The 24,698-nt window shown below is 42.6% G+C and carries 18 protein-coding genes; 1 reads left to right on the forward strand and 17 read right to left on the reverse strand.

Features of this window, described 5'->3' with window-relative positions; genetic code table 11:
• From AC1XUE_RS05315 to AC1XUE_RS05365, 11 genes are all read right to left on the reverse strand, one after another.
• Window positions 1-2,199 carry a PepSY domain-containing protein gene (locus AC1XUE_RS05315; RefSeq protein WP_483354896.1) on the reverse strand — a complete coding sequence of 733 codons (2,199 nt, stop codon included), beginning with the start codon at window positions 2,197-2,199 and terminating at the stop codon, window positions 1-3.
• Window positions 2,200-2,204: 5 nt separating this feature from the next.
• Window positions 2,205-2,690 carry a DUF2271 domain-containing protein gene (locus AC1XUE_RS05320; protein WP_483354897.1) on the reverse strand — a complete coding sequence of 162 codons (486 nt, stop codon included), beginning with the start codon at window positions 2,688-2,690 and terminating at the stop codon, window positions 2,205-2,207.
• Between the two features lie 248 nt (window positions 2,691-2,938).
• Window positions 2,939-4,462, reverse strand: coding sequence for an ankyrin repeat domain-containing protein (locus AC1XUE_RS05325; protein ID WP_483354898.1), 1,524 nt, complete (start codon window positions 4,460-4,462; stop codon window positions 2,939-2,941).
• 511 nt (window positions 4,463-4,973) lie between these two features.
• Complete coding sequence (gene odhB / locus AC1XUE_RS05330) at window positions 4,974-6,515, reverse strand: 2-oxoglutarate dehydrogenase complex dihydrolipoyllysine-residue succinyltransferase (protein WP_483354899.1); 1,542 nt, start codon at window positions 6,513-6,515, stop codon at window positions 4,974-4,976.
• A gap of 45 nt (window positions 6,516-6,560) precedes the next feature.
• Complete coding sequence (locus AC1XUE_RS05335) at window positions 6,561-9,323, reverse strand: 2-oxoglutarate dehydrogenase E1 component (RefSeq protein ID WP_483354900.1); 2,763 nt, start codon at window positions 9,321-9,323, stop codon at window positions 6,561-6,563.
• 110 nt (window positions 9,324-9,433) lie between these two features.
• Complete coding sequence (locus AC1XUE_RS05340) at window positions 9,434-10,357, reverse strand: PorP/SprF family type IX secretion system membrane protein (RefSeq protein WP_483354901.1); 924 nt, start codon at window positions 10,355-10,357, stop codon at window positions 9,434-9,436.
• Between the two features lie 91 nt (window positions 10,358-10,448).
• Window positions 10,449-13,658, reverse strand: a complete 3,210-nt coding sequence (locus AC1XUE_RS05345; protein ID WP_483354902.1) for a hypothetical protein — start codon at window positions 13,656-13,658, stop codon at window positions 10,449-10,451.
• A 17-nt stretch (window positions 13,659-13,675) separates the two neighbouring features.
• Complete coding sequence (locus AC1XUE_RS05350; RefSeq protein ID WP_483354903.1) at window positions 13,676-14,752, reverse strand: NAD(P)/FAD-dependent oxidoreductase; 1,077 nt, start codon at window positions 14,750-14,752, stop codon at window positions 13,676-13,678.
• Entirely contained in the window at window positions 14,749-15,462 is a 714-nt protein-coding gene (gene cmk, locus AC1XUE_RS05355) for a (d)CMP kinase (protein WP_483355997.1), read from the reverse strand. Before cmk ends, AC1XUE_RS05350 begins: the two co-directional genes overlap by 4 nt.
• A gap of 244 nt (window positions 15,463-15,706) precedes the next feature.
• Entirely contained in the window at window positions 15,707-16,294 is a 588-nt protein-coding gene (locus AC1XUE_RS05360) for a LutC/YkgG family protein (protein ID WP_483354904.1), read from the reverse strand.
• A gap of 24 nt (window positions 16,295-16,318) precedes the next feature.
• Window positions 16,319-17,692: a lactate utilization protein B gene (locus tag AC1XUE_RS05365; RefSeq protein ID WP_483354905.1), complete on the reverse strand. Its 1,374-nt coding sequence runs from the start codon at window positions 17,690-17,692 to the stop codon at window positions 16,319-16,321.
• Window positions 17,693-17,934: 242 nt separating this feature from the next.
• Between AC1XUE_RS05365 and AC1XUE_RS05370 the strand changes: the two genes are divergently transcribed.
• Window positions 17,935-18,327 (forward strand): hypothetical protein, encoded by a 393-nt coding sequence (locus AC1XUE_RS05370; protein WP_483354906.1) that lies wholly within the window; start codon window positions 17,935-17,937, stop codon window positions 18,325-18,327.
• A 75-nt stretch (window positions 18,328-18,402) separates the two neighbouring features.
• Here the strand turns inward: AC1XUE_RS05370 and AC1XUE_RS05375 are convergent, their stop codons facing one another.
• From AC1XUE_RS05375 to AC1XUE_RS05400, 6 genes are all read right to left on the reverse strand, one after another.
• Window positions 18,403-19,167 carry a (Fe-S)-binding protein gene (locus AC1XUE_RS05375; RefSeq protein ID WP_483354907.1) on the reverse strand — a complete coding sequence of 255 codons (765 nt, stop codon included), beginning with the start codon at window positions 19,165-19,167 and terminating at the stop codon, window positions 18,403-18,405.
• Between the two features lies 1 nt (window position 19,168).
• Complete coding sequence (locus AC1XUE_RS05380) at window positions 19,169-19,861, reverse strand: endonuclease/exonuclease/phosphatase family protein (RefSeq protein ID WP_483354908.1); 693 nt, start codon at window positions 19,859-19,861, stop codon at window positions 19,169-19,171.
• 242 nt (window positions 19,862-20,103) lie between these two features.
• On the reverse strand, window positions 20,104-20,931 hold the full coding sequence (locus AC1XUE_RS05385; protein ID WP_483354909.1) for an amidohydrolase family protein: 828 nt from the start codon (window positions 20,929-20,931) through the stop codon (window positions 20,104-20,106).
• A 176-nt stretch (window positions 20,932-21,107) separates the two neighbouring features.
• Entirely contained in the window at window positions 21,108-21,974 is an 867-nt protein-coding gene (locus tag AC1XUE_RS05390) for a fumarylacetoacetate hydrolase family protein (RefSeq protein ID WP_483354910.1), read from the reverse strand.
• A 137-nt stretch (window positions 21,975-22,111) separates the two neighbouring features.
• The gene (locus AC1XUE_RS05395; RefSeq protein ID WP_483354911.1) at window positions 22,112-22,885 is read right to left on the reverse strand and encodes an SDR family NAD(P)-dependent oxidoreductase; all 774 of its coding nucleotides are present in this window, start codon (window positions 22,883-22,885) and stop codon (window positions 22,112-22,114) included.
• Between the two features lie 145 nt (window positions 22,886-23,030).
• Window positions 23,031-24,686 (reverse strand): UxaA family hydrolase, encoded by a 1,656-nt coding sequence (locus AC1XUE_RS05400; RefSeq protein WP_483354912.1) that lies wholly within the window; start codon window positions 24,684-24,686, stop codon window positions 23,031-23,033.
• Window positions 24,687-24,698: the final 12 nt, after the last annotated feature.

The raw sequence follows: 24,698 nt of genomic DNA on the forward strand, positions 1-24,698 counted from the left end.
TTAATAACAATCCGTCATCAGCTGATTGCGATTTTTATAATAATTCAACGTCTGATTATTTTTTGAGAGGCAAATTTCTTCCAGTAAAAGCTCGACATCATGCTGCATTTTTAACGAGCCGCAGATCATAATCACACCTTGACTGGCCAACAAATCTGCAAAATACTGACTGTCTTTTCGTATAAGATCCATTACATATTGAGGCTGATCACCTCTGGAATATGCTATCTTAAGGCATTCTAGTCGCTTCTGTCCTATTTCACCGGAGGCAAATTGCCTGTATTGTTCTGTCAATTCATTATCATATCTAAATCCTGCGTACATGCTGATGGGCACGTTTGAATGGTTATTCATCACCATGCCCAGGAAAGGCGCAATACCCGTTCCATTGGCAATCATTACAACCGAACCTACCTTCTGTGGGAAATGGAAAGCGGAATTCTGTACGATACGTGCCTTTATCTTGCTATTCACTTCCAAATTATACAGGTAGCTCGATCCCAATCCGTTCTTATATAACTTCACCACCAACTGAATCATCCCATTGTTTTCACCAATGGAGTAAAAGCGTTCGCGGCTATCGTTAGCAGGATAAATCGCCAGTAAATCGCCCGACTGAAAGTCGCTACCAGACGCTGGAGCCAGTATTATTTTAAATGTTGTGTTATCTGTGCTGACCAATGTTTTCTCAACCACCTTCAGACTCTTCAAACCTATCTGTTTTTCGGTATAAAGTGCCGGAGCGGTAGCCAGAGCCGTCAGGGAGCGTTCGCTCCACGCATGTACCCACTTTACAAATTCATCCGGAGATTTATCATTCACCGTATAAAGATTCAGGTAACGACTTGCCCACTGCTGCTTTTCCAATATTTGGTCGACATCTTTGGCAAATTCGCAAAAATCCGGATAAGCCTTTGATCCAAAACCAACAACACTAAAAGTAACGTGCTGAGCCTGTGATGTCCTTTTTACCGAATCTATGAAATGTGTTGCATTAGCTGGCGGACTACCTAAGCCGTAAGTTGACGTGAAAATGATCAGATGATTAGCTTGCGGATAAGTACAATACTGATTCATTTCAGTCATAAAAGAGCGTTTACCATCGGCAAGCAACTGCTGATGAATCTGATTCGCGAAGAATAATGTACTGCCATTTTCAGTACCCACCAGCAATACAATTTCAGCGCTGTCCGCTTTGAACTTGTTCCTGACCCTGGTACGCGTTCGCCTGAAAGTCATCACAAATCCAGTATAAATGAAAGCCAAAATATTCAGCGAAGCGAAACCCAGCACAACTGCCCAAATAATATTGGTACGACCTGTATGCAAATCCAGACTCAGTTTTTCCAATATAACCGTTTTGGCAATGGATGTTTGTTCTGTTACAGAGCCATCAATCTGATTCACTGTAACAATTTTATCGCGGAGTTTCAACACAAAAAACTCCTCCGGATCATCCTCCATCAGAGGAAATTCTACCTTCTCAACATCAACTAGTCTGGTTTGTTGAAAAACAGGAAATTTCGATTTTTCCAAAGGCGTAGCCTCATCCTTTCCCTCGGTAATAACGGCCTCCGATTCCTGCTGTTTCATCAGTCCAATTCTGACCATAAACAGGTAAGTTCCTGTCAAAGAAATCACCAGAATTGGAATCAGAAAAAGCCTTCCGCTAACTACATGGAAATACTGGGAGAAGAAGTCACGGTTTATTTTCGCAAAAAAATGCCTTACTCCCTGCTGTCGTTTGACAATCAGGATGACTCCGCTGAGGGTGATCAAAAAAAGTAGAAAGGAGACTATGCCTACTGCAATCCTTCCGGTTTCCTTTAAAAAAAGCGAACGGTGCAACGAAATATTCCACTGAATAAAATCGCTTTTAGGAACAACAGGTCCCAGCACTTTACCATCACGGGGATCGATGTAAGCTTTGACATGATCGCCGTCTTGATTAGTAGCATCGATGGTCACAAAATGATTGTGATCTACCGACAACTCCATGATTTCGGGATATACTTTACTTAGAGTGGGTATGCAATCTGACAGGCTAATGGAATTAATATCTTCGATCCGGTAAGCCGGAGTCTTTTCGTTCACAGCGTCGATCGCCAGAATTACTCCTGTTACCGAAAGAATGATCAAAAACAGTGTAGAAACAAAAGCAAGTGCCAAATGTGCATACCTCCAGATAGAGAGCGTCATTGGATTTACTGCACTTTACTAAGTTTCACAAAGCGCACATAGCCACTCCCTGTTGCGCGCTCGGCCAGGCCTTCTGTGGTCAATGGAATTTCCAGGTCTTTTGCATGGTATTTCTGTTCTTCAACTGCTGATTCAAATCTGAGTTTGTATCCCTTATTGATCTTTGCATCGTCTATTTCGATCACATTCACTGCTCTGTCTCCACCTGCGATAGATGCACCTGTGATGGCACTAAGCTTCGCTTTGGTTTTTGTCTGGTACTTGTGCCATTCCTTCAGCGTGTTATACCATTGCTTATCTGGCCCTAATACGTACAAAGTTTTATCATAAGCTCCCTGAGGATTTATCAGAGAAATAATTACGTAGGCTGCCTCACCAGTATAGTTATTCATTTGCACAAGACATTTGTATTTACCGGTTTGAGCGAAAGAATTAGTAGCAAAAATGAATATAAATAGTAAGGGAGCAAGAACTCTATAAGAATACTTCATTAGATAATTTTTCAATTTTAATAATTGTTTGGGAGAATGTGTCGAATTGAAGGACGCATCTATTTGAGCCACGCCTGATATTTGAATAGCAATATGAGTGATGTCACCCAGAGCCTGTCGAAGGGCTTTTGCATCATGCACTTCGACAAGCTCAGTGTGACAATTACTGTGGCGTCACGACACTATATTTGCGAAATAACTACTACTTTATAAGGCGTCAAACAATTATTGTAAACGCCTCCTTAAAACTATTTCAGAAAATCCAGAGTAACCTTATTATCTGCCAGGAAGTCATTGTCCTTTGCCAGATCATAAGCTGTCTCACCAAATTCAGTTTTCAAATCTGTTTTTGCACCTAATGATATTAGTGTTTTCAAAATCTTATCATTTTTCGCAGTCAGAGCTGCTTTGTGTAAAGGCGTTGCTCCTTCTTTATCCTGTGCATTGATATTCACGCCCAATGTCGAAGCCTTTTGAAATAGCTTTTCATCATCCTTTGTAACTGCCAGATGGTACAGTGTACTTCCGTTTTTCTGAGGGGCCGATACGTCCAGACCCGCCGCTTTTAAGATCTCAAGTTTTTTCTCAAACTCCTGTTCTGCACGTTCTCTTCCATTTCCGCCTTGTCCTCCTGGGCCACCAGGACCAGCTGTTCTGTAAGAATCAAACCAGTGATAGGCCAGATTATTGCCGTCTTTATCCATCACATTCACATCCGCTCCATTTTTAAGTAGCAATACTGCCACCTCCGAAGATCCACTTGCAATGGCTTTGGTTAAAGCTGATTCACCCTTATCATTTACAACATTTATATTTTTAACTTTTGGTAATAAAGTTTTCTCCAATAGTTCAGTATCTCTTCCTGCAGAAGCTAGCATGAGCAATGTGTTGCCCTCATTATCAGCTTTATTCAAATCTACGCCCTTATCTATAAAATAAGTGATGATTTCGGCATTCGGTCTGCGAATCAACTGATGTAGAATAGTGGCTCCATCCTTACTGATTGTTTTAGGATCCAAATTTAATGTCTCCACCAGATATTTGTAAGTATCAATTCCGGCGCTTGACATTCTTGACCCCTGACTTGCAAAAAATATAGCATGACCAGTTGGCTTCACCCCACGCTTGATCAATTTTTCTATCAATTCCTTGTTTGCTGATCGCGCAGCATAGTCTGTAACTGTACGCCCGTATTCGTCTTTATCGGTAATAGCAAGACCCTTTGAGACGAAATAGTCTGTGAGCGTTAGATCCGGATCGGCCGCCACGCCCAGCATAAGCACGGTTGCGCCATTTTCATATTTTGTTTTAGGAGAAACGCCAGCTTTGAATAGAGCTTCGTAAACGTCTTTATCCTGGTTACCGTTGGCAGCCGCATTGCCAATAACACTCGCACCGTGGCTATCCGTTAAATGTACATCTGAACCTTTTTCAATCAGATAAGTGACCAGCTCTGCATTACCCCTCGCTGCTGCCCAATGCAGATATGAAGCGCTATGGTGTGTTTTTTTCTTTACACCATTCCCTTCCTGCTCCACCATAAATTTGATAGTTTCCATAGGCGCACCGTTCAAAATAGCCCTTGCTGTCGGATCCCACGATGCTGCATCCGGTTTGGAAGGGCTGTTTCCTTTGGCGATTTCAGCTTTAACCTGCACAATAGTAGGTTTTGTTTTCCAAAAGTCAGGGCTCATCAATGTATTGGTATTAGCCCGTTGAGCGGTTGCATTTAAGGCTGCAAACAGTAAGCCGGTCAGTATGATTTTTTTCATTTTAGAGTTAGATGCTTAGCTTTTATTTATTTAAATCAATTACAATCAATATCTCAAAAAAATACTTTTTACGAATAAGCTGTCCGGATACATATGAATGTCATATCCAAATCATGAAGTTTTGCTGATACTTCAGCCAGATTTCTCACAGTTCTTATCTTGACTGTTTCTAATCAAAGGCAAAAATAAGCGGAAATATCTGAATCAGGCCCATTCTGTAGCGGTTTTTTTGTGATTTATCGGTGCTTAGGAAAACAATTGACTTTATCGCTTTATTCAATCCTGTAATCGCTTTGCCTGTTTGCATTGGATTCCTTTTTTACTAATACGTGCAGGTGTACGGCGCCGGTGGTGTTTATAATTTATATACATTGACGAGTAAACGATTGTTTATCCCATCATGGATATTGTAGCCGTATTTCTGAGTTACAAAAAAATTCAAGGCTCTATTTTAACCCTTTAACATGGCACTAAACAAAAAAAGCCCGTCGTGTGACGGGCTTCAACTGTATTACATATCAAGTAATAATCTCATCGGATCTTCCAGCAACTGCTTCACTCTAACCAGGAAGCTTACCGAGTCTTTACCATCAATGATGCGGTGATCATATGAAAGGGCCAGGTACATAATAGGACGGATTACTATTTGCCCGTCTACTACAACTGCTCTCTCTACAATATTGTGCATTCCTAGTATGGCAGACTGAGGAGCATTGATAATAGGTGTCGAGAGCATCGATCCAAAAGTACCACCATTGGTAATTGTGAAAGTACCTCCTGACATTTCGTCAAGTCCCAGCTTTCCGTCACGGGCACGTATCGCCAGACGAACGATTTCTTTCTCAATCGCAGCAAAAGAAAGCGCTTCTGCATTTCTGATAACTGGTACCACCAAACCTCTTGGCGTAGATACCGCTACAGATATATCAGCAAAATCATTAAAGATTATCTCTTCTCCGTCGATAGAAGCATTCACACCAGGGAAGTCTTTTAATGCAACGGTAACTGCTTTCACAAAGAATGACATAAAGCCTAAACCTACTTCATGTTTCTCTTTGAACTTATCTTTGAATTTCGAACGCAAATCCATTACCGGCTTCATATCAACCTCATTAAAGGTTGTCAGCATAGCCGTTTCATTTTTCACTGCTACCAGACGGCGGGCAATAGTTTTACGCAATGAAGACATTTTCTCGCGGCGCTGAACACGGTTTCCGCTAGCAACTGGTGCAGGTGCTGCTGGAGCAGATGCTGCTACAGGTTCAGCAGGTTTGCTTCCAGCTTTTAAAGCATCATCTTTCATTACGCGACCACCAGCGCCGGAACCGTTTACGTCTTTCACATCTATACCTTTTTCTGCAAGTATTTTTGCGGCCACAGGTGAAGCATGTTTTTCTACTGTTTTTTCAGAAGAACCAGATTGAGGAGCGGCAGCAGGTGCAGATGGTGCAGAAGCACCTGACGAAGCACCCTGTTCAATTTTGCAGATCAGTGCGCCAATTGATAACGTATCGCCCTCCTGCCCCACTATTCTCAATGTACCGGCAGCTTCTGCAGGCAATTCGAAAGTAGCCTTATCTGACTCCAGTTCGCAAAGAATCTCATCCACTTCTACGTGATCTCCATCCTTTTTGCTCCATGAAGCAATCGTAACCTCGGTAATAGACTCGCCTACCGCAGGAACTTTCATTTCATAAATTTTAGCCTCAGCTGCTTCAGTTTTGGCCTCAGCTTCTGCGGGGGCAGCGGCAGGCTCAACTTCTGCCGGTGCTTCAGTTTTAGCTTCCGGTGCAGGTTCAGCAGAACCACCCGATGCAGCAGTATCAATCGTAGCTATAGGATCTCCAATACTCAGGGTATCGCCTTCCTGCGCTTTAATATGTAAAACACCTTCTGCTTCTGCAGTCAATTCAAAAGTTGCCTTATCCGAATCCAGTCCACAAATGACTTCGTCCATCTTCACAAAATCCCCATCATTTTTGAACCAGTTTCCTATTGTCACCTCGGTAATAGACTCGCCAACGGGCGGTACTTTTATTTCAATTTCAGCCATTTTATCTGCAATCTTGTGATCGAATTAAGTGTCTTGTTTATCTTTTTATTCAAAAGCCCGAACCAGAATTTCTGCCTGTTCTTTTGCATGTATTTTACTGAAACCGGTAGAAGGTGAAGCACTAGACTCCCTTGCAATAACCTGAAGTGGACTAGCACCCTTATACATACGTAACATAAATGTCCATCCTCCCATGTTAAACGGCTCTTCCTGCACCCAGTACACTTTGGCATTTTTATATTTAGACAGATGTGCATCAATCTGAGCCTGTGGGAATGGATGCATTTGTTCTAAACGTATAATGGCGACATCATCACGTTTTTCAGACTGCTGTTTTTCATATAGCTCATAGTAAAGCTTTCCTGTACACAGCAATACTTTTTTCACTTTCTTAGGATCCGCGTAAGTATCTCCAATTGTTTCCTGGAAATTACCATTAACCAAACTATCCATAGAAGAAACACAGAGTGGATGTCTCAACATCGACTTTGGTGACATGATGATCAATGGCTTTCGGAATTGTGATTTCAGCTGGCGACGCAGAATATGGAAAAAGTTAGCCGGTGTGGTAACATTAGCCACAATCATATTGTAGTTGGCCGACAATTGCAGATACCTCTCAGGACGAGCATTAGAATGTTCCGGCCCCTGACCTTCGTATCCGTGAGGAAGTAGCATAACCAATCCATTCCAGCGATCCCATTTGGTTTCACTTGAAGAAATGAACTGATCGATAATTACCTGCGCACCGTTGGCAAAGTCACCAAACTGTGCTTCCCAGATCACCAGCGCTTTCGGGTTGGCCATGGAATAACCAAACTCAAAACCGAGAACTGCATACTCCGACAGCAACGAGTTATAGATCATAAACGGACCCTGATCCTCACTGATATGTCCCAGGCTATTATATGAATAGTTCGTTTCTACGTCGTGCAATACCGCATGACGGTGAGAAAATGTTCCGCGTTGAACATCCTGCCCGCTCAAACGAACGATATTTCCTTCTGCAAGCAATGAACCATAAGCCAGCAATTCAGCGGTTGCCCAGTTCACCTCTTTTTTATCAAAGATCATTTGCTCACGATCCTTGAGTAGCTTATCGATTTGCTTTAGTCTGTTAAAACCCTCAGGTGTTTTGATCAATGCTTTTCCTACTTTTTCAAGTATTTCAAGAGGCACTCCTGTTTCTACTGACTGATCGAAATCTCCTGCAACAGCTTTGCGTAGTGTATGCCACTCCTGCTCCAGTTTGGGCATTACATAAGGTAATGCCTTTTGTTTTACCATATCCAGGCGCTCCTGTAACAGCTGCTTGAACTCCTTATCCATATTTACTGCCAACTGGGCATCTACATCGCCGCGATCCACTAACACTTTCTGGTAGATCTCGCGTGGATTAAGATGGTTCTCAATAGCTTTGTAAAGAACAGGCTGTGTAAACTTCGGTTCGTCTGCTTCGTTATGTCCATGACGACGGTAGCAAACCATGTCAATGAAAATATCCTTATTGAATTTCTGACGGTATTCTACAGCCAGACGCATACAGAATACGACAGATTCAGGATCATCACCATTGACGTGCAATACCGGCGCATCAACGATTTTCGCAATATCAGTACTGTAAATACTTGATCTTGCATCTTCAAAATCCGTTGTAAAACCTACCTGGTTATTGATTACAAAGTGGATTGTTCCACCCGTGTAATACCCACGCAGACCCGACATTTGTGTTACCTCATACACAATCCCCTGACCTGCAACAGCAGCATCTCCGTGAATCAATACAGGAAGGACACGATCGTAATCACTGTCGTACATGCCATCAGCACGTGCACGAATGTAACCTTCAACTACAGGATTTACAGCTTCAAGGTGAGAAGGATTCGGAGCCAGTTTCAAATGAACTTTTTCTCCGTTCTCAGCAGTGATCTGGCTTGCAAAACCCATGTGGTACTTCACATCACCATCACCCCATACCTGATCGGGTAAATTCCCTTCAAACTCATTAAATATCTGACCGTATGTTTTCTGCATCACGTTGGCAAGTACGTTCAAACGTCCGCGGTGAGCCATACCGATCATTACTTCTACAACGCCCATCTCAGCCGCCTTATTGATCATGGCGTCCAAAGCAGGGATTGTTGTTTCGCCACCTTCCAGTGAGAAACGCTTTTGTCCGAGATATTTGGTATGTAGGAAGTTCTCAAAGACGACTGCTTCGTTCAGCTTTTTAAGAATGTGCTTTTTCTCATCGATAGAGAACGCCATATCCAAAGCCTCCTTTTCTATTTTTTTACGAAGCCAGCTTTTCTGTTCACGATCCCGGATATATAAATATTCAAAACCGATGTTGCTTGTATAAATAGTCTTGAGTGAGTCAACAATTTCCCGTAGTGTAGCAGGGCGTCCGAAAACTTCGACACCAGCTTCAAATACAGAATCAAGATCTTCAATGCTCAGGTTAAAATCGGAAATTTCCAATTGTGGCTGCCGATCTTTGCGCTTCTTAATCGGGTTTGTAGTAGCCAGAAGATGACCTCTGGAACGGTAACCACGAATCAGGTGGACCACTTCCATTTCCTTACGGATACGAGCCGGATCAGCCTTTCCTGCAGCAGCAGATTCCTTACCATTGACAGCACCATTTGTGTGTCCGTTTGCCTTTTCAGGATATTTTTGAGAGAAATCAAAACCCTCAAAAAACTTTTGCCAGCCTTCGTCTACTGAAGCTGCGTTTTGCTTATAGGAATTGTACAACTCCTCTATGTAAGCACCGTCGGAATTTGCTATATACGTGTATTTATCCATCACAAATGTGATTATTTCATTTACAGGGCAAAGTTAAGACACTTATGTAAACAAAACACATAAAATGTCCTATTAACTTTACCCAAAACTATACTCATTTTAACATAAATTTAATACTTCTGGAATCCGTTGGGATTCGGAACAAATTTGAGCATCAACTCGTGTACTCCTTTGGGGCCTGTGTAGTTGGTAAAAATTTGTTCCACTTGTTTGGAATTATAGAAATACCCAAGCCGTACATTTTTACCGATGTTAACCTCACCGGACAACTGAAAGAAATTGATTCCTGATTGTGAAAATGCATTTGATCCTCCACCCATTCGATAAGACGCACCCAATCCTATCTTTTCACTGATCCATAACCGTGCCCCCAGATCCACTCTCAGTTTATGATCTTTTTCTTGCACAACAAGTGCGTGAGGAAGCAACATCAGCTCATCACCCAGCTCGTAACTTCCTCCTGTCATGAGATACAGAGGTCTGCGATAAAAGCCGCCGATCGCCTGATCACCAAAGCCCTCAGAAAGCACTTCCGGTTTAGAGATGCCTACATAGAAATTTTCAGAATACAGCCATCCACCCACACCAAAACTGGCAAGTGCCCTATTATTTGTTCTGACAGACAGATCAAACACAGGTAAAACATTAATTCCGCCCTGGGCACCTAATCCAAGTTTCCAGTCGTCGGATATGCCCAGGTGATATGCAAAGCTTGCCGACAAAGCAGTGGTAGTAAAATAGCTGGTCTGGTCGTTCATTGCCTGAAAACCAATACCAAACTTTCCATTACTGACAGTCCCATCTGCCGCAAATGTCTGACTGGAAGGTGAATTAGGAATATTAAACCATTTTCTGCGAAACATGGCGGTCATATTGAAGGTCTCCCGCACTCCGGTAAATGCCGGATTAATTGCCATCGGATTCTGAATATACTGCTCACTGAGCACCTCCCTTTGAGAAAAACTACATGTTACTGACCCTAAAATAGTTGCAGTTACCAATATTAACTTTAGTGGTAGCTTGTTTATCATCATATTCTGTATTGTGGTAGTAAGCGTCAGAAAAAATGGCAGGAGCAATCTCCTGCCATTCTTACTTATAGACGTAAAATATCATTTCATCCCCTTAAAAGTCATATCCAAGCGTCACATATGGAATAGCCTTATTTGTATAGCCATTATCTATCCCCCATGCATAATCGAATTTGACATAGAAACCGAAAATAGTTGTGCGGGCACCAAGTCCGTAACCCATCAGATATGGGTTTTTATAGGTCGTTACAGTCGCTCTGTAGGTATCTCCGTCAGCGCCGATAATCGTTGTATTTAAACTACTCTCTTCACTGAATGGGCCCTTGCCAGTCCAAGCGGTTCCTATATCGCCAAAACCAACCAGCTGGAAGTTCCGCAAAAAGCTGGAAGTTATAGAGCCACGATACAGATACTTAACTAACGGAATTCTTAATTCAGCATTCAACAACATGTAACTTGTACCCGACAGCTTATTAAGGTTGAACCCTCTTAAATTCGTAGCAAAGTCAGTGAAGAAAATATCTCTGTTATCGATACCTTGTCCAAATGCCAGTGGATCATTAACAGTACGGCTATCTCTTTTATAACCAATCCAATTTTCCATACCACCCAAAACACTTTGCTTAGGCGCCCTGCCCGCAGAGTGACTTCCCGCCGCACGAATAGCCAGTATCAGATCTCTGTGTAGCTTCTGATAATGACGAAAGTCGAGACTCAAGCGATTAAAACTCTCATTGGCAGAAGTCAATCCGGCCTGCATGTCAAACCGAAGCTTAAACCGTGTGCCTTCCATCATGTTTAACCCATTCACTTTTGTATTATCAAAAACATATTCACTACGCAAGCCGCCGAAATTAGAATGCAGATCAGGATTCTGTAAAATGGCAACGTCAATCAGATTTGACGAACTGAACATAGGTGAAAGCGTAAAACGGCTTGTAGGCGAGAACGGGTAAGAAGCAGAGAAAGTGATCTGATTAAACCTATACTTCTGAGGGTAATTCTCTGCGCTGGAATAAAACGCCCTGCGATCAAAGCGGATTCCAAAATCGATTCGATGAGTATTGTTGTTGTACTCGGCGAACAAATCGCTATTCCTAAAGTTGGATGAGATGAAGAAACCTGCCTTGATCACATGATTTTCCAACAAGTCATTCATCGATAGCGACTGAGCGTAACCAAAACCCCGGATTGGATCAATACGCCAGTCAGAGCTGGCATCATTGGTTATAAACAGACCTTTGTAAGGATACGGACCCTTAATTGCAATATTATCTCTTGTCGGTCTTGTACGATTTAAAACACCTGCCGTTCCTGAAAGGGCACCCCGACGCTGTCTCGACTCAAAAGTTTTAAGAACATCCTCATCAAACTGATAGTTATCAGTATCTACCTCCCCTTCTTTCAGCACCAGCTTAGATGTTTCCGGTTCCTGAGGTTTTGCAGCCAAAGAGTCTTTCACCGCTACTGCGCCTTCCTGAACACCAGCTGCCTGACCGCCGTTTAAATCCGGAGATGAGATGGATGCATTGGTATCAAATCCATTTTTGACGGCAGCATGATAGTATCCATCATTCAGGTACGTATACGCCAATGCACCACCCGACTTTGGATTAATATCTGCACTTCTGATTCCATGTATGTAATTGGTGAGCTGTTGAGGCGAATCTCCGTTACGGGAAATCTTAAACACATTGGAAATACCTTTACTATCAGACAAATAGTATACCTCATTAGCATCTGCATATATGGGTGTGGACTTGGTCTTCCCCTCACCTTTAAGCAAAACCTTTATTTCAGCAGACTTAGGCGTTCCATCATGTTCAAAAATTGAAATAGGACCATTGATCGTTCTGTAATCTGCTTTAATTGTATCTCCAAATTCAGCAGGGCGATTTGACGAAAATACCAGTTTCCGCGACGATCCCTGAATAAACCTTGGAGAGAAATCATCGTACAAATCGCTTGTCAGCGGCAAAGCAGAACCCCTTGCAACACTCACCAGGTAAATGTCATTTCTACCGGATCTGTCAGCGCTTACAGCCAGCATGCTACCATCATTAGAAACATCCATATCTTCAATCTGATCCAGACCACGGATATTTCTTTTTACTTTTAGTTTGATTTTCTTAGTTCCTAAATTTTCATAGACGTAGATATTTTTTCGCCCGTTTTCCGAAACCAGTATAGTAAGGAGATTATTTCTTGACCAGCCTAAAAGAGGAGGCTCACTATTGGTTTTCGCACCCACATGATCTGCCTTCCCCTGACGTATCAGCTTTTTGGATCCGGTTTCCGTATCAATTACATAAACCTTATAACGACTATTTTTAACTTCACTTACTGCTGTAAATTTTTTATCAAGCGATATTTTAGCAACCGCAGCAGTGCCTGAGCCATTAAATTCATGCAGCTTCACTTTCCATGTTGGCTGAGCAGTTGTATAAGTTTGTTCGGCAACTTTGTTAAGATTCAGATAGTACGCTTTCCAATCGCGCAAAAAACGGTTATACGATGGCACACCAAGTGTACTCGTAATACTGGTTTGCTCGGTGCGGATAATACGCGTAAGGTTAAGAATGTCCGATATTTTATCTTTCCCGTAGCGTTCAGCAATGTAATTCCAAATGGAGTGTCCTACAAGTTTCGCATCATTGCCAGACATCAGTGTTGGCTTTCTTACATTACGGTTTTTAAAGAAATCCCGCATATAATCATTCAGTTCCGGCGACCAGCCCTCTGAAATATAAGCTGCGGCTCCTGTCATAAACCATTCGGGAACGGTAAGCAAAAGAGAGCTCTGCAGCGCCTCCTTCATGTTACCCCCATAAAGCATGTCGTATATAAACAAAAGGCTTATATCATTCACAAGCTTTTTTCTGAAGCCGATTTGATCTCCTATATAAGCAACCTCCACACGTGACTGTGCAAGATCAAGCTTTTGATCGTCGCGGTTGTCCATGGTGGTAAGCCCCATATTGCTCTGCTCCAGCTCTGCCGGAGAGTTGTAAAGAAAAATCTTTACCCTGTTATAAGGTGTCCAACCCAGTACATCTGTAATTTTATCAAACTCACTTTCAGCGTATTGCGCTGTGAGCTTTGCCAGGTCAGTACCACCCTGATAATGATAAATTTCGAAATTTGTAGTTCTGAAAATCTTCCAGTTAAAGGTTTTGTATTGAACCCGATTCTTACCGAAAGTTTCCTGGGAAGGGTATCTCTGTGCGGATACGTCAGTATTCAGCCCTAACAGAGCTACTATACTAACTGGTACAGCAAATAATAATAAAGATTTTATCCTCATATATGCTTAGGCTTACATCAATGGAAATATAACGAAAAATACCTCTGAATATTCACAAGAGGATTTAATTCTTTCCCGTTTTCTAAATGTTCTACTAATTCATTTGCAAAAAATGGACCGAGCGTTACACCTTTTGTACCTAATCCGTTAAAAATGCATATATTTTTCCGAACCGGATGTATACCTATAAGAGGCCTTCTGTCCTTCACAGACGGTCTTATACCTGCTACTTCACCCGTCACCTGATAAGCACCTTTCAGAAGTATTGATAGCTTTTCTTCCAATTCTTCTCTCCCAGCCTTGGTGGGTGTCCAGTCCAGCGGATCCCACGAATAGGTAGCACCTACTTTGGCTTTCTTCATTCCCACAGGAAGAATAAATATCCCTTGATTAACGATATAAGGTTGCAACTTTTGTTCTGTTTCAATCTCGAGCAGTTGCCCTTTGACAGGTGCAAACGGAAGCCAGTCGAAGACCGGATCATTTACAGCAGTAAATCCCTGACACAATATCAACTTTCCATAAGTGCTACCTTTCCATTTCACGAAGTCACCAGAAAGATTCAGATCATGAAAATCAAAAAGACCTTCAATAAATACACCTTTCTCCGAAAAATAAGCAATACTTTTATCAAGCAACAATGGGAGGTCAATCCAGCCGGCTCCAATTACTTCCAGTGCCCCGTGCTCCATATGCGTATACGCAGCTACACTTCCCTGATCTTCTGCCTGACCGACATAACGCGCTATTGCAGGCTCAGCCGTCTGCGCAAGATAGGTGTTTTGTTCTGCTAATGACCGAAAGGGTCTGTATACCGATGTTCTGTGAATAAATTTCGCATCCAAGGTTATTTCAAGATCTTCATAAAACCTGTAAGCATAAGGAAAGAGATCATCTGCCAACCAGGTTTTGACTAGCTTTTTTCCTGTGAGCGGGTTGAGAATACCCGCGGCTACCCGGGAAGAGTTGGGCGCGGTGGAATCATGAATGATCTGAAAAGTCTTACCAGCCTGTTGTAAATGCCACGCCACGGACAAGCCGCCAATACCATGACCGACGATCAGATAATCGTAATCGGGAGTCCCTTTGTTCATTTTAAATTGTTTAAATCTCTTTTACGGAGCGATGATGCTATCTGTGCATCAGCCAGCCTGACAACCATTTCCACCTGCTCGTCCAGTGTCATTAGAGAATTATCAATAAACACAGCATCTTCTGCTTGTCGTAATGGACTCTCCGTCCTCGTTGTATCTATATGATCACGCATTCTAAGATTTTCCAGAATTTCTCCGATTCCTATCAGATCGCCTTTTTCTATTAATTCCAACTGCCGCCTTTGAGCTCGGATCATGGGATCTGCAGTCATGAAGATCTTGAGTTCAGCATTTGGGAACACAACGGTACCAATGTCACGTCCATCCATCACAATACCTTTAGCTTTTCCCATTCTCTGCTGCTGTGCCACCAACGCATGACGTACTTCGGCTATCGCGCTCACCTCGCTGACTTTTTCAGACACATACATCTTTCTGATCTCATCTTCTATATTCAGCCCGTTCAAATAAGTGTCATTGCGTCCCAGCTCCGGATGTCTGCGAAAAGTAATCTGCACCTGACTCAGTGCAACTTCAACCTCTTTGGGATTCGTGAGGCTTATATGGTTTTGAATGAAGTACAAAGTCACTGCCCTATACATGGCACCGGTATCGATATACGGGTAATTAAGCTGTTTAGCAACCAGCTTAGCGGTTGTGCTTTTACCACAACTTGAATAGCCATCTATGGCGACGATTATTTTAGGCATGTTCTGCTGATGTTTACCATCCTGGAAACCCAGGTTGGCAATAGTTAGTTTATAGTTCCCTCCCTGTACTAAACGAGACCAGTCGAAAGCAACGAAATCACTTTCCGTATAAGGAGCCATACTTTGCAAAAATAGAGAAACTACTGTGTGCAAACAGCTTTTTTTATCATAAATAGAAAAAGGATTGCTGGTTCATGTGAACGCAATCCTTTAAAGATTCCATAACGAATATAAGACCAGTTATTTAGATACCATCAACCAGAAAAACAACCAGGCTCCTGGCTCCATGCGCTCCAATCACCAATGATTGTTCAATATCAGCTGTTTTGGAAGGGCCGGATATAAAGCAGCCCCAGCCAGTAGTATCGCTTAATACCTGGTATGCATCATGCATATTGCCAACAATGCTGTTCCTTGGAATGACGAAAGCAAGATTTTGCGTAATGAAAGGCAGTACACGATGCGGCAGGTTTTTGTCAGAAATCCAGATCGCTCCGTTTTCTGCTACTCCAAATTCAGCCTGCAAAATGGCTACTTCAATTGTCTCCAGCTCGTGAGGATCTGAAACATTCAAACTAAAATCCGCCCAATCGGCAAGCTCAGGGATGGTGGTGGCCCGGTTTACGACTCCATCGTACATTTCCCTTATCTTATAACTGAGTTCATCAGTTCCGGAGACGACAAAGACTTCTGTATATACTGCCGCCAGAGACTCTGTAAATTTAACTTCCGGATCTGAAAAATTACTATCAAATCTGCAATTTTCAGGTAGTTGTGTAGCCTCAGGCTTATTTGCTTTTATTAGCTGGAGTATTTTCTCTCTTGCGCTCATACTGTTCATTTGACAACTACTTGCCTATTTACGATTTTTAACATACCAATCGCGGAAACTTTCCTTGGGTGGCTCGGGCATATCACGCTGTTTATACCAGGGATTAAGCCCATTGTTTACCATAAAAGGAACCGACCGCATTACAGAACGACCAATTCGTCCTGACCATTGATAGAACCTGGGCTGCGATAGTACAGCCGACATGGCCTTAATGCCCGCTTTCTTACCACCAGGTACATGCCCTGCCTTTACCAGCACTTGTCTCCATTTGTAAAGCTGGTCATGGATATCAATTTTAACAGGACATACATTCGAGCAACTGCCGCATAGTGTGCTGGCAAATGGTAAATCTGCGTTTTTTGACATGTCAAGATTCGGTGCAAGAATAGAACCGATGGGGCCAGCTACAGCATTATGATAGCTATGGCCGCCACTCCGGCGATAAACCGGACAGGTATTCATGCAGGCACCGCAACGGATGCATTTAAGTGAATTCCGAAAATCTTCACGCCCGAGTTGCGTACTTCTGCCATTATCAACAATAACAATATGCATCTCCTGCCCTTCGCGGGGCTTCTTAAAATGACTTGAATAAGTTGTAATAGGCTGACCCGTGGCGCTTCTGGCCAAAAGTCGTAAAAATACGCCCAAGTGCTCCTGACGGGGAATAATTTTTTCAAACCCCATGGAAGCAATATGTATATCAGCAAGATGTGCACCCATGTCTGCATTGCCTTCATTTGTACTAACGACAAACCCTCCCGTTTCAGCAATAGCAAAGTTGACGCCAGTAAGCGCTGCGCGTCTGGTCAGAAACTTATCCCGTAGATGCTGGCGCGCTGCTTCCGTCAAATACTGCGGATCGGTTGCACCCGCTTCTGTACCAAGATGCTCGTGAAACAAATCACCAATATCCTGCTTCTTCAAATGGATTGCAGGAAGTACAATATGACTCGGAGGCTCATTCCGAAGCTGTACAATACGCTCACCCAAATCTGTATCAATGACCTCAATACCGTTTTTGATCAAAAACTCATTCATGTGACATTCTTCCGTCAACATGGATTTACTTTTGACCATTTTTTCAATCTTATGCTTGCGAAGTAGTCCTAATACAATTTCATTATGTTCTGCTGCACTGGATGCCCAATGTACCTGCACTCCGTTTTCTTTGGCTTTTGCCTCAAAAGATTCCAGCAAAGTGTCAAGATGAGAAAGTACATAATGTTTGATAGACGAGGCTGTTTCTCTCAAATCCTCCCATTCCGGCAGCATTTTGGAGGATTTGTCTCTTTTATGACGAACAAACCATAGGGTTTCGTCATGCCAGTTTACATATGGTTCGTCAGCGTTGAAAACATCTGAAGCCCCTGCATGGTCCATGGTTACGTTTGACATACTCTTCTTAACAATTAGATAATAGTATTATTTAAAGAACTTGAATTGCACTATTCACATTCACTGCACTATTCAAAGTTTAGAATTTGTTTAACAAACAACTTTCAAATTGACACCTAAAAGCTATTTTATTGTAAAGCAATATGTTATAATTTTGACATACAAAGATTTTCGATCGGGGCATCGGAGTCTGAAAAAAGTTTATTTTAACTTTTCTTAGACACATAAACATCACAACTCCTATGAAAACAAAAACCATCATCCTTGCAGCAGCCCTGACCGGCTTGCTTTTTTCAGCCTCTTCATTCGATAGCAATGCTCAGGCAATCAATACTTCTGAAACAACTGCTTCAGCTGACAAAAAGCTAAGCATATTGGAAGTTAAACCTATGCAATTCAGAGTTCTATATAATACACCACAGTCAAACGCAGTACTGGTACGTATCCTGGATACAAACAAAAATGTATTGTTTTCAGAAACAAGACGTACTGAAACCAATTATCTGAAATACTTCGATCTTTCCACTCTTCTTGACGGTAGCTATACTTTCGAGATTACAGACGGAAAAGAGAAGCATGCCCAGACGTTTGATATTTTGACCAAGACGAGCCGCGTGGTTTCTTCAATCAACTAAACTAGCGGTTCTTCTCAGATTCTGAACTTCCGAAACTTTGTAGTGCCGGCATTCTTTATGATGTCGGCATTTATTTTACACAACTGTCGGTAAAGCATTATTTAAAATTTCAGCGATATGCTTCACACGAACTTCAGAGTTTTTCCTTTTCAAAATACCTTCCAGATGCATCAGACAGCTCATGTCTGACCCGGTGATATATTCCGCATCATGTCTGATGTGGTCCGCCACACGGTCCTTGCCCATTTTCACGGAAACGGCTTCTTCGCTTACACAAAACGTTCCTCCAAAGCCACAGCATTCATCCTTACGATCCAGTTCCACCAGCTCCAAACCTTTTACATTTCGCAAAAGCGTTTCTGGTTTTGAAAATGGTTCAGCATTCAGTTCTGACATCTGCGCCAGATGAAGACCACGCTGGCCATGACATCCCTGATGTAAACCCACGCGATGCGGAAAATCAGCCTGAATGAAATCTATCTTCAAAATATCCGTAATGAATTCCACCAGTTCATACACCTTTTTTCTAATCTCTTTAGATTCTGCCGGCTTTCCTTCCACTTTCAAATGGTCTTTAATATGCAATACACAGCTTCCCGATGGCGAAACGATGTAGTCAAATTCACCGAAAGAGTCCATAAACAATGTATTACATCCGTTTGTAAGGTGTTCAAATCCGGAGTTAGCCATCGGTTGACCGCAGCAAGTCTGGTTGAGAGGAAAACCTACCTTACATCCCAGCTTCTCTAACAGCTCCAGTGTTGCAATCGCAACCTGAGGATAAAACTGATCCACATAACAAGGGATGAATAAGCCAACTTTTAAATGAGAATATGTCATTTTACCAGAATTCAACAGTTGCAATGATTGGATAGTGATCTGAGGCTTTCGGATAATTTCTGATTACCTTATAGTCTTTCACACGCACTCTATTATTCAGCAATACAAAAATATAATCGAGCCTGTCGCCGGGCAGTCCTTCATTCCAGGTCTCAAGTTGCGATCCCTGAGCTGCATCCTGCCACTTCTGACGAAATGAAAAGTACGGTTGCTCATTGGGTCTTGCGCCCATATCCATACCTAACACAACGGGCTGAATACTCCCCTGAAGCATTTGATTAATATAAGCCGACTGTAATGCTCTGTCCATTACTGACGCATATTCAAGTCGGGAATTACAGAAACGCAAAGTCAGATTTCTTGAATGACGGATCAATCCGCAATGCAATATCTTCGGGTCGGCCCCCGGAGTGGACGGTAAAGCAATCGTTTGTGATTTTTCCAACGGCCATGCCGATAAAATTCCAACTCCCTGACTACCGTTTTCTGAATGTTCAGCAGCCCCATAAGTAAAATACATACCGGTTTGAGCTGCAAGTTGTCTAAGCTGGAACTGTGTTTTTCCGTTATTAATCAGACTGTCAACAGCTTGAAGCGCTACCAAATCCGGTTTATTTTCCTTGATTATTCTCAATATATCCATCATATTCGACTCCTCATCCATACCTAATCCATGACGAATATTAAAACTCATTATTTTCATTTCCACTGTCCTACGAGGCTGAGAAGCCAACAAAACGTAAGCGCTACAAAACAGAATGGTTATTAATACTAATTTCTTCAATACGCTTAATCAAATAGGTTCTAACAAATCATATGCTTTAAATATTATCATCAATATGCATATTTTTCATTTGCTGAGCAACCTTAGAAGTTGCGTTTTCTGCCATCAGTCAGAAAAAAATTGTTCTCATAATCTCACTTTTAACCAAAGCTCTATTCCAGATTATAGAATCTAACTGCATTTCCTCCCAGGACATCTGCCTGCTCAGTAGCGGTGAATGCAGAAAGATATGTGGTAAGCACTGACATCATATTTTCGTATTCACCTGCCAACATACACACCGGCCAGTCAGAACCAAACATGGTTCGTTTGCTTCCGAAAGAGTCAAATACTACATCCAAATAAGGAACAAAATCAGATTTCTGCCATTTGTACCAGTCTGCCTCCGTAACCATTCCGGATACTTTACAGCTCACGTTAGGCAATTCTGCAAGCGCCTTGATATCTTTATTCCATGGTTCAATTTCACCTTTTTTGATGAAAGGCTTTGCAATATGATCCAGGACAAACCTTACGTTAGGCAGTTGAGCGGCAAAAGTATAAGCTTCTTTCAGCTGATGTGGATAGACAAGAATGTCATACGTAAAATCGAATGCAGCCAGTTGTCCAACCCCATTGATAAATGTTTGCTGTTCCAGAAAGCCCTCCGGCTCTGCCTGTACAACATGTCGAAAACCCTTCAGCAATTCAAATTGTGAGTATACTTCCAGTTTATCGTAAATGTCATCGGATCCCAGATCAACCCAGCCAACTACACCTTTTATAAAATCATTTGCCTCGGCCAGGTGTATCAGAAATTCCGTTTCCGCTTCAGACTGATCTGCCTGCACGGCTACACAGCCATCTACCTTATTTTTATCCAAAACAGGTTTCAGATCAGCAGGTAGAAAGTCCCGCCGTATCGTTTCCATTTCCGGAGTAATCCAGGAATCTCTGATCGGATCGAAAATCCAAAAATGCTGATGAGAATCGATTTTCATATTTCAAATAGTCAGGTATTAATATTTGTTGTCAGAAGTAGTCTGGTGTTGTCATTTTTTGTCAAAGGTTGTCAGGAGTTGTCATTCTTAGTCATAAACTTCAAATTACAACCTGACTACTTCCTGACCATTCATGACAACAAACGACCATTCATGGCCTTTGACCATTTCCAGATTTACGCTACCGGCGTCCACGACACGGCTTCCTGTTTCTGCTGCCCCAACCCCTCAATTCCCAGCTCTACAACGTCACCTGCCTTTAGATATACCTGAGGTTTCATTCCAAGACCTACCCCGGCAGGAGTACCAGTTGTAATCATATCACCAGGAAGCAAAGTCATGAACTGGCTTAGATAACTTACCAGGAAAGGAATATGGAAAATCATATCCGAAGTATTGCTATCCTGAATTTTTTCTCCATTCAGGCTCAGCCAGAGATCCAGATTGTTGGCATCTGCTACTTGCGAAGCAGGTACAAAATAAGGCCCAAGAGGGGCAAATGTATCATTGCTCTTTCCTTTTACCCATTGTCCGCCACGCTCCAACTGATAAGCTCTTTCGGAGTAATCGTTATGAACTGCGTAACCAGCTACATAATTCAGCGCATCTGCCTCCTCTACATAACTCGCCTTTTTGCCAATGATTACAGCCAGCTCCACTTCCCAGTCCGTCTTTTCAGAATTTCTTGGAATAATTACGTTGTCATTCGGACCGCAAAGTGCCGAAGTAGCTTTGAAGAAAATGATCGGTTCTTTTGGTAATTCAGTTGCACCCGACTCATAAGCATGTTTGGCATAGTTCATACCGATACACACAATTTTCGAAGGACGTGCAATACACGATCCGAACCGGAAACCTTCTTCTACTCTTGGAGCAGAATCAGCATTTGTTTTCAGCCATTCTTCTAAACGCTTTACACCATCGGTTGCGAAAAATTTCTCGTTATAGTCTTCGCCAAAGGCAGAGACATCTATTTTAGTCCCATCTGCAAGTTCAACACCTGCCTTCTCCTGCTCAAAAGCACCAAATCGAAATAGTTTCATGGTTTTAGGTTTGCAGTCGGCTATCGGCTATCAGCACTCGGCTGTTCACACCATTGCACGACTATGTTGTGATATCTTAGTTTCTCGAATAAAGACTCCAGCAGTTCCATTGGCCGAAAGCCTACTGCGCATAGCTCTTAATTGTTCAATTTCTCAAATCCACCGTCAATCAGATAGTCGCAGCCAGTAACGAATCCGGCTTCGTCCGAACACAAGTACAGTGCCAGTGCACCAATCTCATCAGGTTTTGCCATACGGCCAATGGGTTGAGTCCTGGATAGTTTCTCAAACATTTCGGCTTCTTGTCCGGGATAGTTTTTAGAGATAAATCCATCTACAAACGGTGTATGTACACGCGCCGGAGATATACTGTTGCAACGGATGTTATCAGCCAGATAATCTTTGGCTACCGAAAGTGTCATCGAATAAACCGCACCTTTCGTCGTAGAATAGGCAAATCGATCAGGTATGCCTACAGTAGCTGCAATGGAAACCATATTCAGGATCACACCCCCACCCCCTTTTTTGAGATGTGGTATAGCGGCAAAAAGACAATTGTAGACACCTTTCACATTTACACTTAGCAAACGATCGAAATCCGCTTCCTGGGTAGTATCTGCTTTGCCTACGTGTGCAATTCCAGCGTTATTCACAATAATATCAACCTTTTGTGTTGAAGCGATGCGATCAATAAGACTCACTACTTCGGCCTGCTTCGACATGTCGACAGCATGCGCATCAGCCAATCCACCCTCATTTCTGATCTCATCAGCAACCTGCTTAGCAAGTTCAAAATTGAGTTCAAGAATATGGACATGAGCGCCTTGCCTGACAAAGGTTCTTGTAATTGCTAATCCAATGCCGCTTGCTCCTCCTGTTACCAGAGCAACTTTTCCGGTTAAATCAAACATGATCCTAATTTTAAAAATCCTCCAGCTTCAACTGAAGCTAGTTATATACGGAAAAGGTTTTTCAATTTATTCTTTACTCAAAAACCTTCCCCACACCCTCTGCTCAATGCCTTACCTCCATGCTCAAACCCCTCTGCCCAATGCACTATAAAGAAACTCCCCTTTTCCACGGAATGAAATCATCCTGGCCCAGTCGCTGCGCTTTGGTTAGCTCACCGCTGGCAACCTTAATTACATATTCCAAAAGGTGCTCTGCATTCTGTTCAATAGACTGAGTTCCATCTACAACAGGACCACAATCAAAGTCGATTACGTCAGGCATACGTTTCGCTAACACAGAGTTAGTCGCCACTTTGGCTACCGGACAAATCGGATTTCCTGTTGGCGTACCCAAACCAGTTGTAAACAAAATTACGTTGGCACCTGCAGCACTCTGTCCTGTGGTTGCCTCCACATCATTTCCTGGTGTACAAACCAAGTGCAAACCCGATTCAGTGGCGCGCTCTGTATAGTTCAGCACATCTGATACATATGCATTTCCTCCTTTTTTCGCAGCTCCTGCAGATTTGATCGCATCTGTGATCAGACCGTCTTTAATGTTACCAGGAGATGGATTAAATGCAAATGCAGATCCAACTGCCTCAGCTTTTCCAGCATAGTCGCGCATTAATTTCTCAAACTTTGCCGCTTTTTCCTCTGTAACACATCTATTTATCAACTCCTGCTCCACGCCGTTCAATTCGGGAAACTCAGCCAGAAGTGTTTGCCCGCCCAATCCGACTACTATATCCGACAGGTGCCCTAATACGGGATTGGCTGATATGCCAGAGAATCCATCCGACCCTCCGCACTTCAATCCTACAGAAAGTTTGGATAGAGGTGCAGATTCTCTTTCAAATTTATTGATCTCAGTAAGCCCTATAAAAGTTTCCTTGATCGCCCCCGACATCAGTGAATACTCAGTCCCCTTTTGATGTTCGAACGCGAAAAATGGCTTATTGAAATTAGCATCTCTCTTATTGATCTCATCTTCCAGTGTTTTCAACTCCGAATTCTGGCACCCAAGGCTTAATACTGTAATACCGGCTACGTTAGGATGAACCGCATAGGATGCAAACAACGAACAAAGTGTATTGGCATCAAAGCGTGTACCTCCGCAACCGCCTTCGTGCGTCAGGAATTTGACACCATCCACATTCTGAAACGGGCGATCCGGTTTACGGTCCACCACTGCCTGTTGCTCCCCTGAGCTCTGAAGAGTACGAATAGCATTGATATCACCTGCTTTGTACAGATTCAGAAAATCCCGCACATGGTCGCGATAAATGTCAGTTTGGGCATATCCCAACTCACGCTCAAATGCATCCTTCATAATCATGACATTTCTGTTTTCACAGAATACCAGAGGAACTACCAACCAGTAATTATAGGTACCAACCCTACCGTCTGCACGGTGGTAACCATTAAAGGTACGTCCCTCCCACTTGCTTACATCCGGTTGTATATAGGTATAAGGTTGTCTTTTTGATGTACTGTAATCGTGCGCATCATGTTTAAGATTGAAGGTCGTAATAGGCTCGCCTTTTTTGATTGGCTGTGTTGCCCTTCCAACTAAAACCCCATACATAATGACAGCTCCACCTGTTTCTATATCCTCCGTAACAAATTTGTGTTTTGCAGAAACGCCATAAGCAAGATTGAACTGCTCACCATTCCATTGTGCAATGTCCCCTGCAGGCAGATCGCGCAACGCAACAATAACATTGTCAGATGGATGGATTTTTAAAAGATTCGACGCCATAGTGATTTTTTG

Source organism: Dyadobacter sp. HNCC25DJ187 (assembly GCF_056895255.1).